A 14,289-nucleotide genomic window follows, 5' to 3' on the forward strand; every position below is an offset into this window, starting at 1 on the left:
TTCGACTTTCCATCGCGCAAGTTTTGAACGCGTTCAACTTTCTGCGCTAGGCTCACTCCCGACAGAAGGGGGAGCCCGGTGAAGATCGTCATTCCCGGTGGCACGGGACAGGTGGGCGCGATCCTGGACCGCGCGCTGACCGAGGCCGGTCACGAGGTCGTCGTCCTGACCCGGCGGCCGTCGCGCGACCGCGAGGTGTGGTGGGACGGCGAGAACCCGGGCTCCTGGGCCCGGGAGATCGACGGCAGCGATGCCGTGATCAACCTGGCGGGCCGCAGCGTCAGTTGCCGCTACACTCCCGCCAACCTCAGGGCCATGATGGACTCGCGCGTGCGCTCCACCCGGGTCGTCGGCGAGGCCGTTGCGGCCGCCGTGAGCCCGCCGCGCGTCTGGCTGCAGATGAGCACCGCCACCGTCTACGCCCACCGCCACGACGCCCCCAACGACGAGGCGACCGGCGTGATCGGCGGCGCCGAACCGGACGTACCCGACTACTGGTCGTACAGCGTCGAGATCGCCAAGAACTGGGAACGCGAGCAGGAGCGCGCCGACACCCCGCACACCCGCAAGGTCGCCCTGCGTGCCGCCATGGTGATGAGCCCCGACCGGGGCGGCGTCTTCGACGTCCTGTCGGGGCTGGTCCGGCTCGGGCTCGGCGGGCCGGTCGCGGGCGGCGCCCAGTACGTCTCCTGGATCCACGACCAGGACTTCGTCCGCGCGGTCGAGTTCCTGATCGACCGGGGCGACATCGCCGGGCCGGTGAACCTCGCCGCCCCCGGACCGCTCCCGCAGCGCGCCTTCATGCGTGTGCTGCGCGCCGCCCGGGGTGTCCCCGTCGGGCTGCCCGCCACGAAGTGGATGGCGGAACTGGGCGCCCTCGCGCTGCGCTCGGACACCGAACTCCTGCTGAAGAGCCGCCGGGTCGTACCGGGACGGCTGCTGGCGGAGGGGTTCACCTTCGACCATCCGCAGTGGCCCGAGGCTGCCGTGGACCTCGTGCGGCGGGCGCGGGACGGGGCGGGTTCCATCCGGCGGCCGGTCCGGGCGTGACCCCGGCGCGCTTCGTCAGTTGAACGGGGCATGAAGAAGCGCAGCATGCTGGCCATCGCCTCCCTCGCCACCGGGTTCGTCGTCGCCGCGATCTCCCCGTCGCACTCCCACGACCACGACGTGCTCGGCGATCTGAACGTCAAGGACACCGTGGGTTCCGTGGATCACCTCGTCAGTGACGGCAGCTTCGCCACCGACGAGGGGGCCCTGGGAGAGAACACCTGATACCGGCCGAAAGCGTACGGCGCCGGTGCCTCGTCGGAGGGGGCACCGGCGCCGTCGTATGTGCGCTCTCAACTGCGGCTGGTTTCCGTGGCAGGGTGGAACGGGCAAGCCTCAGGGGGCCAATAGAAGAGGGGGAACTGTCCGTGATCGTCTGGATCAACGGCGCGTTCGGTGCAGGCAAGACCACCACCGCACGGGAACTGATCGAACTGATCCCGAACAGCACGCTCTTCGACCCCGAGGTCATTGGCGGAGCACTGCCGCACCTGCTCCCGCCCAAGCACCTCGCAGAGGTCGGCGACTTCCAGGACCTGCCGATGTGGCGACGGCTCGTGATCGACACGGCGGCGGCCATGCTCGCCGAGTTGGGCGGGACCCTCGTCGTCCCGATGACCCTGCTGCGCCAGGAGTACCGGGACGAGATCTTCGGTGGTCTGGCGGCCCGCCGGGTCACGGTCCGGCATGTCCTCCTGGCTCCGGCGGAAACGATCCTGCGCGAGCGAATAGCCGGCCGGGAGGTCCCACCGGACCTCCCCGACGGTGAGATCCGGACACGGCAGTGGGCGTACGACCACATCGAGTCGTACCGCGCCGCGCTCGGCTCCTGGCTCACCGCCGACGCCCATCTCGTCGACACCAGCGCCCTCACCCCGTACGAGACGGCCGCCCGGATCGCCGGGGCCGTCGGCAGCGGTGCCGTGCCGGTGTGCGACATCGTGCAGACCCCGGAACCCACCTCCGAGACCCTCGCGGCCGGAGTGCTCCTCTTCGACGAACAGGACCGCGTGCTGCTCGTCGACCCCACCTACAAGGCCGGCTGGGAGTTCCCCGGCGGCGTCGTCGAATCCGGCGAGGCACCCGCCCGGGCCGGCATGCGCGAGGTCACCGAGGAGACCGGCATCGTGCTCGACGAGGTCCCCCGACTGCTCGTCGTCGACTGGGAACCGCCCGTACCACCCGGCTACGGCGGGCTGCGCCTCCTCTTCGACGGCGGCCGCCTGGACGCCGCGGTGGCCGACCAACTGCTGCTGCCCGGGCCGGAGTTGCGCGGCTGGTGCTTCGCCAGCGAGGAGGAGGCCGCCGATCTGTTGCCGCCGGTCCGCTACGAGCGGCTGCGGTGGGCGCTCCGGGCCCGGGAGCGCGGGGCCGCGCTCTACCTGGAGGCGGGCGTACCGCTTGGCTGACGACACGTCAATTTGCGGTCAGATCAACGATGTTGGACGTGACTTTGCCTTTTCGGGGACACCACCTGGCGATTTTGCGGGGTGCGGGTCATTCCGATAACAAAGCGAGGGTGAATTGTCGCCTTCCCGGTATGAACAAGAACGTGAAGAAGGTACATCGGAGCTCTAACGTCTTTGCGCAGCTCAGTTCTCTCGCGGCCGCCGGCCGCCTCGACGGGACCGGACACATCGCCGGTCGAAGGAGAGGAACATGCGCGCGCCATCCTCGGCCCTCACCCGGGCCCTCACTCTCGCCGCCGGGCTCACCCTGGCGCTCACCGCCTGCAGCAGCAGTGGCGGGGGCGGCGGCTCCAGCAAGGGCAGCTCCGCCGGGCTCACGTCCTGCAACACCGTGGGCAAGGCCAACACCTGCAACTCGGCCACCACCAAGTCCGGCGGGACGTACACCTATGTGCTGGAGAAGAACATCCAGCAGTGGAACGTCCAGGACGTCAACGGCAACTCCTTCGAGAACGGGGAGGCCATGGACGTCGTCCTGCCGCAGGTGTTCATACCCCAGCCGGACTTCACCGTCGCTCTGAACACCGACCTGGTGACCTCGGCCACGCAGACCAGCACCAGCCCGCAGACCATCGTCTACAAGATCAACCCGAAGGCGTCGTGGAACGACGGGACGCCCATCACCGCCGACGACTTCATCTACTACTGGCGCACCAACAACGGCAAGGACTGCCCGCCGCCGCCCGCCAGCGACTCCACGCAGACCAAGGGCTGTCTGCCGGAGAGCACCGCGGGCTACGACCGGATCAAGTCGCTCACGCCCTCCGACAACGGCAAGACCTTCACCATGGTGATGTCGCAGCCGTACTCCGACTGGAAGTCCCTGTTCGGCGCGGGCTATCCGCTCTATCCGGCCCACACCGCGGAGAAGATCTCCGGCGCCAAGGCCGGTGACGCCACCGCCATGACGGCCGCCCAGATGGCGCAGGCCTGGCAGTACTTCCTGAAGACTCCGCCCACCAAGTACCCCACCGCGGGCGCCTACAAGATGCAGCAGTGGGTCGACAACGACCATGCCACCTATGTGTCCGACCCCAAGTGGACCGGCGCGAAGAAGGCGACCCTCCAGCGGCTGATCTTCAAGGTGATCTCGGACGCCACCCAAGAGCCAACAGCCTTGAAGAACAACGAGGTTCAGGGCATCTACCCGCAGCCCGAGGTGGACCTGGTCAACCAGGTCAAGGACATCCCCGGTGTCACCTACACCATCGGCAACGGACTGACCTGGGAGCACTTCGACCTCAACCTGCACAACGCGGTGATCGGCAAGTATCTGGCGCTACGGCAGGCGATGTTCACGGCGATCAACATCAAGGACATCATCGCCAAGACGGTCGGCCAGTTCGACCCGGCCGTGAAGCCGCTCGGCAGCCACAACTTCGTTCCCGGGCAGGCCGGTTACAAGGACGTGGTCACCGGCACCGGTCAGGGGTCGGGTGACCTGACCAAGGCGAAGGCGGATCTCACGGCCGCCAAGTTCACCGGTGTGGGCACGGCGTTGAAGACACCTGACGGCAAGACCGTCGGACCCTTCAACTGCCGCTACACCACCGGCAATCAGATCCGGCAGAGCGAGTGCCAGATCCTGCAGAGCAACCTGGCGAGCCTCGGCATCAAGGTCACCATCAAGCCGATCGGCGCGGCCGACCTCGGTACGGTCCTCGCCGGGCACCAGTACGACATCATCGTCTTCGCCTGGGTCGCGGCACCGTTCCCGACCAGCAACGCCCAGCAGAACTGGTTCACCGGCGGTGGCGGCAACTACGGCGGCTACAGCAACAAGACGGCCGATGCCCTGATCTCCCAGGCTGTGGGCGAGACGGACGCGACGAAGGCCGCGGCCCTCCTCAACCAGGCCGACCAGCTCATGGCGAACGACGCCTACGTGCTGCCGCTCTACCAGAAGCCGACGTTCTTCGCGACGCAGACGCGGTTCGTGAACATGCGGAACAACTCCACCAACGTGGGTCCGGCCTACAACACCGGCGCGTGGGGCCTGAAGAAGTAGCCCACCCCCCGAGGGAACAGCTCCACCGGCACGCCCGTCGAGCCCGGCCCCGGCAACACCGGGGCCGGGCCCGGCCGGGACGGCATCCTCGACCCGCCGGCCTCCGAGAGAAGACCGCATGCTCGCCTACACCGTGCGTCGCATCCTCGTCTCCATACCCGTCCTGATCATCTCGACGTTCGTCGTGTTCCTCGTCGTCATCAACTCCGGTGACCCGGTGGCGAACTTCGCCACCTCACGCCAACCCGCGCCCAGCAAGGCGGCGGTGGCCGCCTTCGCCCGGCACATCCACGCCAACCAGCCGGTGATGGAACGCTATTGGAACTGGATCACCGGCGTCCTGCACGGCGACTTCGGCCCCTCCGTACAGGCCAACCTGAACATCGGGCACGACCTGTTCACCCGCTTCAAGGTGACCATCACCCTGGTCGCCGCCGCGATGATCCTCGCGCTGATCATGGCCGTGGTCTTCGGGGTGTTCAGCGCGATCCGCCAGTACTCGGCCGCCGACTACACCATCACCTTCTTCGGCTTCCTGTTCCTCGCCATGCCCGTGTTCTGGTTCGCGGTCCTGCTCAAGCAGGCCGGGATCTGGTTCAACCAGAAGACCGGCAGCCAGTTCCTCGGCACCATCGGCGAGAAGTCGCCGTACCTCGAAGTCGACACCACCTGGAACCAGTTCACCGATCACGTCGGCCACCTCATCCTGCCCACCATCACCCTCGCGCTGGTCTCCTTCGCGTCCTGGACCCGCTACACCCGTGCCTCCATGCTGGAGGTCCTCAACAGCGACTACGTACGGCTCGCCCGCGCCAAGGGGCTGCGGCGCGGCAGGGTGATGACCCGGCACGCGCTGCGCACCGCCCTCATCCCGCTCGCCACCGTGACCGCGCTCGACATCGCGATCATCCTGGGCGGCGCGGTGATCACGGAGACGATCTTCCAGTGGCACGGCATGGGCGAGATGCTGGTCCAGGCGGCGACCACGCTCGACGTCTACCGCACCATGGCCTGGCTGTTGCTCTCCGCCGTCGTCGTCATCGGGTTCAACCTCATCGCCGATCTGCTCTACGCCGTACTCGACCCGAGGATCCGCTATGACTGACATCGAGGCGCCGGGGTCCGCGGGCACTCAACTTCCGCGCGGGGACCACGAGTTCACCGTACGACAGCGCACCCAGACCCAGCTGGTGCTACGTCGGTTCGTGCGCCACCGGGCCGCGATGGTCAGCCTGGTCGTGTTCGTGCTGATCATCCTGTGGGCGTTCATCGGCCCGCACCTGTGGCACTACTCGTACCAGAAGTACACCGAGGACAACTCCAAACCCCCTTCCCTCAAGCACCCGTTCGGCACCGACTCCTCGGGCTACGACGGCTACGCACAGGTCATGCGCGGCACCCAGACCTCGCTCAAGATCGCCATCATGATCGCGCTCGGCTCCACGCTGCTCGGCGCGATCTGGGGAGCCGTCGCCGGCTTCTACCGGGGCATCGTCGACGCGGTCATGATGCGCATCGCCGACCTGGTGCTGACGCTGCCCCTGTTCGCCATCGCGCTGGTCATCTCCTCGCGCACCGGCGGCTCCTGGTACTGGATCGCCATCGTGATCGCCGGACTCACCTGGGCGTACGTGGCCCGTGTCGTGCGCTCGGCCGTACTGTCGCTGCGCGAGAAGGAGTTCATCGAAGCGGCGCGGGCGCTCGGGGCCTCGGACACCCGGATCATCTTCCGGCATCTGCTGCCGAACGCGCTCGGCCCGATCATCGTCAACGCGACGATCCTGGTGGCGACCGGCATCCTCACCGAGACCGCGCTCTCCTTCCTCGGCTTCGGCGTCCAACCCCCGGACACCTCACTGGGGTTGCTGGTCTCCCAGGCGCAGACGGCGGTCGACACCCGGCCCTGGCTCTTCTACATACCCGGCGCGTTCATCATCGCCATCGCGCTGACCATCAACTTCATCGGCGACGGACTGCGCGACGCCTTCGACCCCCGGCAGCAAAGGGTGCGACAGTGACGACCACGAGTCATGGAGTGCGGGAGGTCCCCGTGACGTCCGCCGTGCTCGAAGTCGAGGACCTCAGCGTGGAGTTCGCGACCGAGGACGGGCTGGTACGGGCCGTGCGCGGCGTCGGCTACCGGCTCGACCGGGGCGAATCGCTGGGCATCGTGGGGGAGTCGGGGTCGGGGAAGTCGGTGACCGCGCTCGCCGTGATGGGGCTGCTGCCGTCCGGCGCCCGGGTGCGCGGCTCGGTCCGCTTCGAGGGCACCGAACTGCTCGGGTTGTCCGACGCGCGCCTGTCCGACCTGCGCGGCAGCGGCATCGCGATGATCTTCCAGGACCCGATGACCTCGCTCAACCCCGTCTACAACGTGGGCTATCAGATCGCCGAGACCCTGCTCCGTCACAACCCCGAGATGAAGCACAAGGACGCCCGCAGACGGGCGATCGAGCTGCTCGGCACGGTCGGCATCCCGAGCCCCGAGCGGCGCGTCGACAGCTACCCGCACGAGATGTCGGGCGGTATGCGCCAGCGCGTCGTCATCGCCATCGCGATGGCCAACGACCCGGACGTCATCATCGCCGACGAGCCGACCACTGCCCTCGACGTCACCGTGCAGGCCCAGATCCTCGAAGCCCTGGAGACCGCCCGCGCCGAGACCGGCGCGGCGCTCGTCCTCATCACCCACGACCTCGGGGTGGTGGCCGGCCACACCGACCGGGTCGCGGTCATGTACGCCGGACGGATAGTGGAGACCGGCTCCGTCGAGGACATCTTCTACACCCCGCGCATGCCCTACACCCTGGGCCTGCTCGGCTCCCTGCCGCGCATGGACCGTGAGGAGGCACGCCTCACCCCCATCACCGGCTCACCGCCGAGCCTGCTCAACCTGCCACCGGGCTGCCCCTTCTCACCCCGCTGCCCCATGCACCGCGACGTGTGCGACACCGACGAACCCGCCCTGCGCCGGGCCGGCGGCGACCTCCACCTCAGCGCCTGCCACTTCGCCGACGAACTCGTCGACACCGGCGCCGGTCAGGTCTTCGACGCGGTGGGCGCGGACACCGAGGCCCTGGCCCGCTTCGCCGACGCGGCCCCCGCCACGAACCCCGAGGAGGACGCCGTATGACCGCGCCCGCGCAGGCCGTCACCCCCCTGCCGCCGCTGCCCGGCCACGGCGGCACCGGCGAACCGGTCCTCCAGGTAAGGGACTTGGTCAAGCACTTCCCCGTCATGTCCAAGGGCGTCATCCGCCGCCGCGTCGGCGACGTGCACGCCGTGTGCGGAGTCTCCTTCGACCTCTACGAGAACGAGACCCTGGGCCTGGTGGGGGAGTCGGGCTCGGGCAAGACGACGATCTCCCGCACCGTCCTCGGCCTGGAACGGGCCACCTCGGGCCAGGTCCGCTACGGGGAACACGAACTCACCGAGCTGAGCAGACGTCAGATGCGGCCGCTACGGCGCGAGTTGCAGATCGTCTTCCAGGATCCGTACGCCTCCCTCGACCCGCGGATGACCGTCCACGAGATCGTTGCCGAGCCTCTGCGCATCCACGGCCGGTACGGGTCCGGGGCGGCCGGCGAGGTGAGCGAACTCCTGCGTCTGGTCGGACTCAACCCCGAGCACGGCAACCGCTTCGCCCACGAGTTCTCCGGCGGCCAGCGCCAACGCATCGGTATCGCACGGGCGTTGGCCCTGCACCCCAAGGTGATCATCCTCGACGAGCCGGTGTCGGCGCTCGACGTGTCCATCCAGGCGGGCGTCCTGAACCTGCTGATGGACCTGCAGAGCGAACTCAGCCTGTCGTTCCTCTTCGTCGCCCACGACCTGTCGGTGATGCGGCACGTGGCCGGGCGGGTGGCCGTCATGTACCTGGGACGGCTGGTCGAAATCGCCCCGGCCCGGCAGCTGTTCGCACGCCCGGCACACCCGTACACCCAGGCCCTGGTCTCGGCCATCCCACTGCCCGACCCGCGCAAGGAACGCGCCCGGAAACGCATCACCATCCAGGGCGACGTCCCGAGCCCGGTCCGCCCGCCCAGCGGGTGCCGCTTCCGCACCCGCTGTCCCAAGTTCGCCAACCAACTCACCGACAGCGAACGGACGTCGTGCGTCGAGGAGATACCGGCGCTGGTGGACCGGGGTGGGGGCAATCCGGTCGCCTGTCACTATGCGGAGAGCGTGGAGCTGTTGTAGACGCGGCTCAGTTCGTCGTCCGGGTACCGGGTGAGCCGACTCTCGTTCTGCACACGGCGGTTGAAGTCGGCCAGCACAGCGGTGAGGGGCGCGTGCCGGGTGATGATCGAGGCAGCGGCTTCGGGGATTCCGTTGGGCCGCTCCCCGCCGGCACAGGCGCGCACGAAGGCTTCGCGCTTCGGGAGGTCGTATCCGTACAGGGCGACGACGAGCCAGTTCACCAGCCGAGCGGTGGCGTAAGAGCGGTCGTAGTGCTGGTGCCGGTCGAAGAATTCCCGTTCCTCGGGGTCGAGTCGGAAGCGGGATGAGACGGCCAGGCCGTAGTCGGCGAGATACAGCTGTCGGCCGTCGGTGAGGATGTTCTCGAAGTGGGCGTCGAAATGCAGCAGTTGGTGCTTGTGGAGGAACTCGGTGGTGGTCTTCAGCTGCTGCTCGACGAGGGTGCAGGCGGCGTCCGGATCGCCGGTGCGTAGCTGGTCGTCGAACCAGTCGTGGAGTGTGTGCGGGAAGTGCTCGATGAACAGGGTCAGGCTCGCGCTCGCCGTGCGTCGTGCCTCGATGTAGTCACGCACCTGTCGGCTGCCGCCCCAGTAGGCCACAACCCTTTCCACATCCGCCAGTTCCTCGTGCAGAGGCTGGGGCGAGTCGGGCAGTACCCGCCAGTGGTACATCAGGGGAAAGCCCGGGAACCGGTCCGCCAGTACCCAGTTCGTGGTCATCGTGTGCACGGCCAGCTCCCGCCAGACACCGAAGCCCGGACTTCCGAGGCCGTAGTGGCAATAGGCGGGCATTCCGAACACGTTGGCCGTAGACCGAACGTTCTCCGGCCGCTGCTCCACGTCCGTGAGCGGCATCCGCTTCACGAACACCTTTCTGCCGTCGACCTCGATCAGTGCCGAGCGCCCACCGATGCCGGACCCCAACGGCGCACCGGCGTCGACCAGTTCGGCGAGTTCGTGGTCGGAGAGGAGAGCGAGGGACGTGGTGATGTCACTGTGGGCGGCGACGCGCGAGGTGCGGGACATACGCCTATCCTCCTTCAGATGGCGCCGAGTTGGAGGCGGACGGACAGCTCGACGCTCACCTCGTCGTCCGCCCCGAGACCCTGCGGCTTGCGCACGGCGTTCTTGAGCGGCAGCAGATAGCCGCCGTCCTTGGGGAAGAGGGACGTGGTGAAGACCACGTCGCCGATCCTGGCCTCGACCGGAATGACACCCCAGCCGTACGAGGCCAGGGCGGCGACCTCACGGATGTCCGCCGACTCCTCGTCCGGCACGGGGACGAAGTAGTACGGCGAAGGGCCGCGCCACTCGATCACCCGGCCGGTGAAGACGAACCTCATCGATGCGGTGCCCTTCCTCAAGGACCGTCAGCTCAGGCTCAGTTGGCCGCGTAGTTCTGCAGGAACAGCGCCTCCGCCACCGACAGCCGCTCCAACTCCTCAGGAGACACGCTCTCGTTCAGCGCGTGGATCTGGGCCTCCGGCTCGCTGAGGCCGATGAGGAGGATCTCCGCCTGCGGGTAGAGGGCTGCGAGGGTGTTGCACAGCGGGATGGAGCCGCCCTGGCCGGCGTACTGCATCTCCTCGCCGGGGTAGGCGACCGCCATCGCGTCGGCCATCGCCGTGTACGCCGGGCTGGTCGTGTCGGCGCTGAACGGCTGACCCTGGCCGATCTGTTCGGTGCGGACGCGGGCGCCCCACGGGGTGTGGGCCTCCAGGTGGGCCTGGAGCAGCTTGGTCGCCTCGGCCGCGTCCGTGCCCGGCGGCACCCGCAGGCTGACCAGCGCGCGGGCGCCGGCCTGCACGGACGGGGTGGCGCCCACGACCGGTGGGCAGTCGATGCCGAGGACCGTGACGGCCGGACGGGCCCAGATGCGGTCGGCGACCGCGTCGGAACCGATCAGCTCGACGCCGTCCAGCACCTTCGCGTCCTCGCGGAACTGCTCCTCGTCGTAGGCCAGCCCCTCCCAGGTCGCGTGGGCCGCGAGTCCGTCGACCGTCGTCGAGCCGTCCTTGCCACGCAGCGAGTCGAGTACGCGGATCAGCGCGGCCAGCGCGTCGGGCGCGGCACCGCCGAACTGGCCCGAGTGCAGGTTGCCTTCGAGGGTGTCGACCTGCACGCGCACCATGGTCATGCCGCGCAGGGTCGAGGTGACCGTGGGCAGACCGACCCGGAAGTTGCCTGTGTCGCCGATCACGATCGTGTCGGCGGCGAGGAGGTCGGGGTGTTCTTCCGCGTACCGCTCGAGCCCGCCGGTGCCCTGCTCCTCCGAGCCCTCGGCGATCACCTTCACGTGCACCGGGACACCGCCGTTGGCCTTGAGGGCGCGCAGCGCGAGCAGGTGCATGATCACGCCGCCCTTGCAGTCGGCGGCACCGCGCCCGTACCAACGGCCGTCGCGCTCGGTCAGTTCGAAGGGCGGGCTCGTCCAGCCGGCCTCGTCCAGCGGCGGCTGCACGTCGTAGTGGGCGTACAGGAGCACGGTCTTGGCGCCCTCGGGGCCGGGCAGGAAGCCGTAGACCGACTGGGTGCCGTCCGGGGTGTCGAGCAGGGCCACGTCCTGGAAACCCTCGGTGCGCAGCGCGTCGGCGACCCAGTTCGCGGCGCCCTCGCTCTCGCTCTTCGGGAACTGGTCGAAGTCAGCCACCGATCGAAAAGCCACGAGCTCGGTGAGCTCGGTCCGCGCCGTGGGCATCAGCGAGGCGACGGTCTCGGCGACCGGATGCGACGACATGGGCACGCTCCTTGTGGGTGCGACGTTGTACGAATGATGCCGTCGATCCTCCCACAGCGGTCTGTGGCGATGTCCGCCGTAGGATGCGGGGGACAGGTGCGGCAGCGGCTTGATCGGGAGCAGTAGACCATCGTGAGCAGCGAGAACTCTTCGGCGGACGACGAACAGCGGGTGTGGGACGTCGTCGTGGTGGGCGCGGGACCCGCAGGGGCTTCGGCCGCCTATGCGGCGGCGGTCGCGGGACGGCGCGTGCTGTTGCTGGAGAAAGCCGAGCTGCCCCGCTACAAGACATGCGGCGGCGGCATCATCGGACCCTCTCGCGACTCCCTCCCGCCCGGCTTCGAACTGCCGTTGAAGGACCGGGTGCACGCCATGACCTTCTCGAACAACGGGCGGTTCACGCGCACCCGCCGGTCCCGGCAGATGCTGTTCGGGCTGATCAACCGGCCCGAGTTCGACCAGCAGCTCGTCGAGCACGCGCAGAAGGCGGGCGCCGAGCTGCGTACGGGCGTCACAGTGACACGAGTCGAGCAGCACGGCTCCGCGGTCCCGGACCGGCGTACGGTCGCGGTCGTCCTGCAGGGCGGTGAGACGGTGCTCGCGCGGGCCGTCGTCGGCGCCGACGGCAGCGCCAGCCGCATAGGGGCACACGTCGGGGTCAAGACCGACCAGGTGGACCTGGGCCTGGAGGCGGAGATCCCGGTGCCGGAGACGGTCGCCGAGGACTGGAAGGGCCGGGTGCTCATCGACTGGGGCCCCATGCCCGGGAGTTACGGCTGGGTCTTCCCCAAGGGCGACACGCTCACGGTCGGCGTGATCTCCGCGCGCGGTGAAGGCGCCGCCACGAAGCGGTACTTGGAGGACTTCATCGCCCGGCTCGGCCTCGCCGGCTTCGAACCGAGCATCTCCTCAGGGCACTTGACCCGCTGCCGGGCGGACGACTCGCCCCTGTCGCGCGGCCGGGTGCTGGTCTGCGGCGACGCGGCGGGACTCCTGGAGCCGTGGACCCGGGAGGGCATCTCGTTCGCGCTGCGGTCGGGGCGGCTCGCGGGGGAGTGGGCCGTGCGGATCGCCGAGGCGCACGATGCGGTGGACACCCGCCGCCAGGCGCTGAACTACGCGTTCGCGATCAAGGCGGGGCTCGGCGTCGAGATGAGCGTCGGCAAGAGCATGCTGGCGATCTTCGAGAAGCGCCCCGGTCTGTTCCACGCCGCGCTCACCGGCTTCCGGCCGGCCTGGAAGGCCTTCATGGACATCACCCGGGGCTCGACGACGCTGGGCGAACTCGTGCGCAGCCATCCGATGGCACAGCGCGCGCTGACCGCGATGGACCGCAGGAACGCGGAGCCGGTGGAGCGCGTGGAGCCCACGGAGCCCGTGGAGGGCGAGGTCAGCTCCTGACCGTGACGTGGAACACCGGGTGGTCGGGGGCGATCCGGCGCAGCTCGTCGTCGGAGGAGTCCGGGCCGACTCCTCCGAAGAACACCCCGACCTCGGCCTTCCACCGCTTGAGGTAGGCGCGCAGCAGCGGCACCTTGTCGTCGCCGGTGACCTCGGTCGCGGTGAACGCGTCCACCTTCTTGCCGAGCCGCAGCTCGCCGCCGCCCGCCGCCCGCATGTTGTGCGTCCACTGGACGTGCCCACGCGGGGCGACGAGGTACTGCCGGCCGTCCACCGTCAGCAGATTCACCGGGGTGGTCCGCCACTCGCCGCTCTTCCGGCCGCGGACCGCCAGCACGCGTGAACCCCAGACGCTGAGACCGCGGCGGGTGAACCAGGCGACGGCGCGGTTGAAGACGTTCACGGTGAACCAGCCGGGCTTCTGGACATGGGTGCTCATGACGACTCCTGGATTTTGGAGAGCGTGGCTCACTTTTGTGAGCACTGCTCTCGCTCTCGGGAACAGTCTGCATCGGCTCGGCGATGCAATGCAAGAGCGGTGCTCTCTTTTTTGTTCGGTGCTCTTGATTGTGTGCGCTGCTCTGATTCCGTGCCACACTGGCTCGTATGAGCACCACACAAGGCGCCCGCGCCCGAGCCCGGATCGAGGTCACCGCGGCCATCAAGGACGAGGCGCGCAGGCAGCTCGCCGCGGAGGGTGCGTCGAAGCTTTCGCTGCGTGCCGTGGCGCGTGAGCTGGGCATGGTCTCCTCCGCGCTGTACCGGTACTTCCCCAGCCGTGACGACCTGCTGACCGCTCTCATCATCGATGCGTACGACTCTCTGGGCGAGGCCGCGGAAGCGGCGCACTCCGAGGTGGCGGATGCGGTTCCGCTGCCGCGGTGGGTCGCTGTGTGTGAGGCGGTGCGGGGGTGGGCGCTCGGGCATCCGCACGAGTACGCGTTGATCTACGGGTCGCCGGTTCCGGGGTATGTCGCTCCCGAGACCACCGTTCCGCCCGCTGCCCGTGTTGCCCTTCTTCTCATTGGCATCACGCGGGACGCGCACGAGGCCGGGGGGCTGACCGAGCCTCCGCTCCCGGGGGATCTCCGCGCCGAGGGGGAGCGGATGGTCGCGGACTTCGCCGGCGACCTGCCGCCTGCCGTGGCTGTGGCCCTGGTGGCCGCGTGGGCCGAGCTGTATGGGCTGGTCAGCTTTGAGCTCTTCGGTCAGTTCCGGCGTGTGGTGGAGGAGCGGGAGGTGTTCTTTCGGCATGCGGTGCGACGGCTTGCGCTTGGGGTGGGGCTTGCGGATGTGTGAGTGCTCCGGTGGGTGAGGAGTTCTTTTGTCTGCGAGCCGGTGGGGGCTTGTCGCGCAGTTCCCCGCGCCCCTCAAGGGGCGCTGTACTCCCCGGGGAGTACGTGTGATCACCCCGCCTGGCTGACG

14 protein-coding genes are annotated in these 14,289 nt (G+C 68.8%); 10 read left to right on the forward strand and 4 right to left on the reverse strand.

Annotated features, from left to right (window positions below):
- Positions 1 to 78 precede the first annotated feature (78 nt).
- From OG504_RS45560 to OG504_RS45595, 8 genes are all read left to right on the forward strand, one after another.
- Positions 79 to 1,050 carry a TIGR01777 family oxidoreductase gene (locus OG504_RS45560; protein WP_405995034.1) on the forward strand — a complete coding sequence of 324 codons (972 nt, stop codon included), beginning with the start codon at positions 79 to 81 and terminating at the stop codon, positions 1,048 to 1,050.
- A 30-nt stretch (positions 1,051 to 1,080) separates the two neighbouring features.
- Entirely contained in the window at positions 1,081 to 1,275 is a 195-nt protein-coding gene (locus tag OG504_RS45565; protein ID WP_078652246.1) for a hypothetical protein, read from the forward strand.
- Between the two features lie 143 nt (positions 1,276 to 1,418).
- On the forward strand, positions 1,419 to 2,459 hold the full coding sequence (locus OG504_RS45570) for an NUDIX domain-containing protein (protein ID WP_405995035.1): 1,041 nt from the start codon (positions 1,419 to 1,421) through the stop codon (positions 2,457 to 2,459).
- A 250-nt stretch (positions 2,460 to 2,709) separates the two neighbouring features.
- Entirely contained in the window at positions 2,710 to 4,527 is a 1,818-nt protein-coding gene (locus OG504_RS45575) for an ABC transporter family substrate-binding protein (protein WP_405995036.1), read from the forward strand.
- Positions 4,528 to 4,645: 118 nt separating this feature from the next.
- Complete coding sequence (locus tag OG504_RS45580) at positions 4,646 to 5,632, forward strand: ABC transporter permease (protein WP_405995037.1); 987 nt, start codon at positions 4,646 to 4,648, stop codon at positions 5,630 to 5,632.
- Positions 5,625 to 6,545: an ABC transporter permease gene (locus OG504_RS45585; protein ID WP_327405882.1), complete on the forward strand. Its 921-nt coding sequence runs from the start codon at positions 5,625 to 5,627 to the stop codon at positions 6,543 to 6,545. Before OG504_RS45580 ends, OG504_RS45585 begins: the two co-directional genes overlap by 8 nt.
- Positions 6,546 to 6,562: 17 nt before the next feature.
- Positions 6,563 to 7,660 (forward strand): ABC transporter ATP-binding protein, encoded by a 1,098-nt coding sequence (locus OG504_RS45590; protein WP_405996591.1) that lies wholly within the window; start codon positions 6,563 to 6,565, stop codon positions 7,658 to 7,660.
- On the forward strand, positions 7,657 to 8,727 hold the full coding sequence (locus OG504_RS45595) for an ABC transporter ATP-binding protein (protein WP_405995038.1): 1,071 nt from the start codon (positions 7,657 to 7,659) through the stop codon (positions 8,725 to 8,727). The genes OG504_RS45590 and OG504_RS45595 overlap by 4 nt, the downstream gene beginning before the upstream one ends.
- On the opposite strand, the gene OG504_RS45600 is transcribed toward OG504_RS45595, so the two are convergent.
- The 3 genes from OG504_RS45600 to OG504_RS45610 are packed head-to-tail and all read right to left on the reverse strand — an operon-like array spanning position 8,700 to position 11,463.
- Positions 8,700 to 9,752, reverse strand: a complete 1,053-nt coding sequence (locus tag OG504_RS45600; RefSeq protein ID WP_405995039.1) for a protein kinase family protein — start codon at positions 9,750 to 9,752, stop codon at positions 8,700 to 8,702. The genes OG504_RS45595 and OG504_RS45600 overlap by 28 nt on opposite strands.
- A gap of 14 nt (positions 9,753 to 9,766) precedes the next feature.
- Positions 9,767 to 10,069 carry a DUF1905 domain-containing protein gene (locus OG504_RS45605; RefSeq protein WP_405995040.1) on the reverse strand — a complete coding sequence of 101 codons (303 nt, stop codon included), beginning with the start codon at positions 10,067 to 10,069 and terminating at the stop codon, positions 9,767 to 9,769.
- Between the two features lie 38 nt (positions 10,070 to 10,107).
- Entirely contained in the window at positions 10,108 to 11,463 is a 1,356-nt protein-coding gene (locus OG504_RS45610) for a dipeptidase (protein ID WP_405995041.1), read from the reverse strand.
- Between the two features lie 132 nt (positions 11,464 to 11,595).
- Here OG504_RS45610 and OG504_RS45615 point away from each other — a divergent pair, with 132 nt between their 5' ends.
- Positions 11,596 to 12,864, forward strand: a complete 1,269-nt coding sequence (locus OG504_RS45615; RefSeq protein ID WP_405995042.1) for a geranylgeranyl reductase family protein — start codon at positions 11,596 to 11,598, stop codon at positions 12,862 to 12,864.
- On the opposite strand, the gene OG504_RS45620 is transcribed toward OG504_RS45615, so the two are convergent.
- Positions 12,854 to 13,303 carry a nitroreductase family deazaflavin-dependent oxidoreductase gene (locus OG504_RS45620; RefSeq protein WP_405995043.1) on the reverse strand — a complete coding sequence of 150 codons (450 nt, stop codon included), beginning with the start codon at positions 13,301 to 13,303 and terminating at the stop codon, positions 12,854 to 12,856. The two genes, OG504_RS45615 and OG504_RS45620, sit on opposite strands and share 11 nt — an antisense overlap.
- A gap of 167 nt (positions 13,304 to 13,470) precedes the next feature.
- Here OG504_RS45620 and OG504_RS45625 point away from each other — a divergent pair, with 167 nt between their 5' ends.
- Complete coding sequence (locus OG504_RS45625; RefSeq protein ID WP_405995044.1) at positions 13,471 to 14,163, forward strand: TetR/AcrR family transcriptional regulator; 693 nt, start codon at positions 13,471 to 13,473, stop codon at positions 14,161 to 14,163.
- Positions 14,164 to 14,289 lie beyond the last annotated feature (126 nt).

This window comes from Streptomyces sp. NBC_00986 (genome assembly GCF_045162565.1).
Lineage (GTDB): Bacteria > Actinomycetota > Actinomycetes > Streptomycetales > Streptomycetaceae > Streptomyces.

What these genes read in the sequence shown, in the direction of transcription:
- OG504_RS45625 (WP_405995044.1), top strand. Translation starts at nt 13,471, where the DNA reads ATGAGCACCACACAAGGCGCCCGCGCCCGAGCCCGGATCGAGGTCACC.
- OG504_RS45580 (WP_405995037.1), top strand. Translation starts at nt 4,646, where the DNA reads ATGCTCGCCTACACCGTGCGTCGCATCCTCGTCTCCATACCCGTCCTG.
- OG504_RS45605 (WP_405995040.1), bottom strand. Translation starts at nt 10,069, where the DNA reads ATGAGGTTCGTCTTCACCGGCCGGGTGATCGAGTGGCGCGGCCCTTCG.
- OG504_RS45620 (WP_405995043.1), bottom strand. Translation starts at nt 13,303, where the DNA reads ATGAGCACCCATGTCCAGAAGCCCGGCTGGTTCACCGTGAACGTCTTC.
- OG504_RS45595 (WP_405995038.1), top strand. Translation starts at nt 7,657, where the DNA reads ATGACCGCGCCCGCGCAGGCCGTCACCCCCCTGCCGCCGCTGCCCGGC.
- OG504_RS45585 (WP_327405882.1), top strand. Translation starts at nt 5,625, where the DNA reads ATGACTGACATCGAGGCGCCGGGGTCCGCGGGCACTCAACTTCCGCGC.
- OG504_RS45600 (WP_405995039.1), bottom strand. Translation starts at nt 9,752, where the DNA reads ATGTCCCGCACCTCGCGCGTCGCCGCCCACAGTGACATCACCACGTCC.
- OG504_RS45610 (WP_405995041.1), bottom strand. Translation starts at nt 11,463, where the DNA reads ATGTCGTCGCATCCGGTCGCCGAGACCGTCGCCTCGCTGATGCCCACG.
- OG504_RS45565 (WP_078652246.1), top strand. Translation starts at nt 1,081, where the DNA reads ATGAAGAAGCGCAGCATGCTGGCCATCGCCTCCCTCGCCACCGGGTTC.
- OG504_RS45575 (WP_405995036.1), top strand. Translation starts at nt 2,710, where the DNA reads ATGCGCGCGCCATCCTCGGCCCTCACCCGGGCCCTCACTCTCGCCGCC.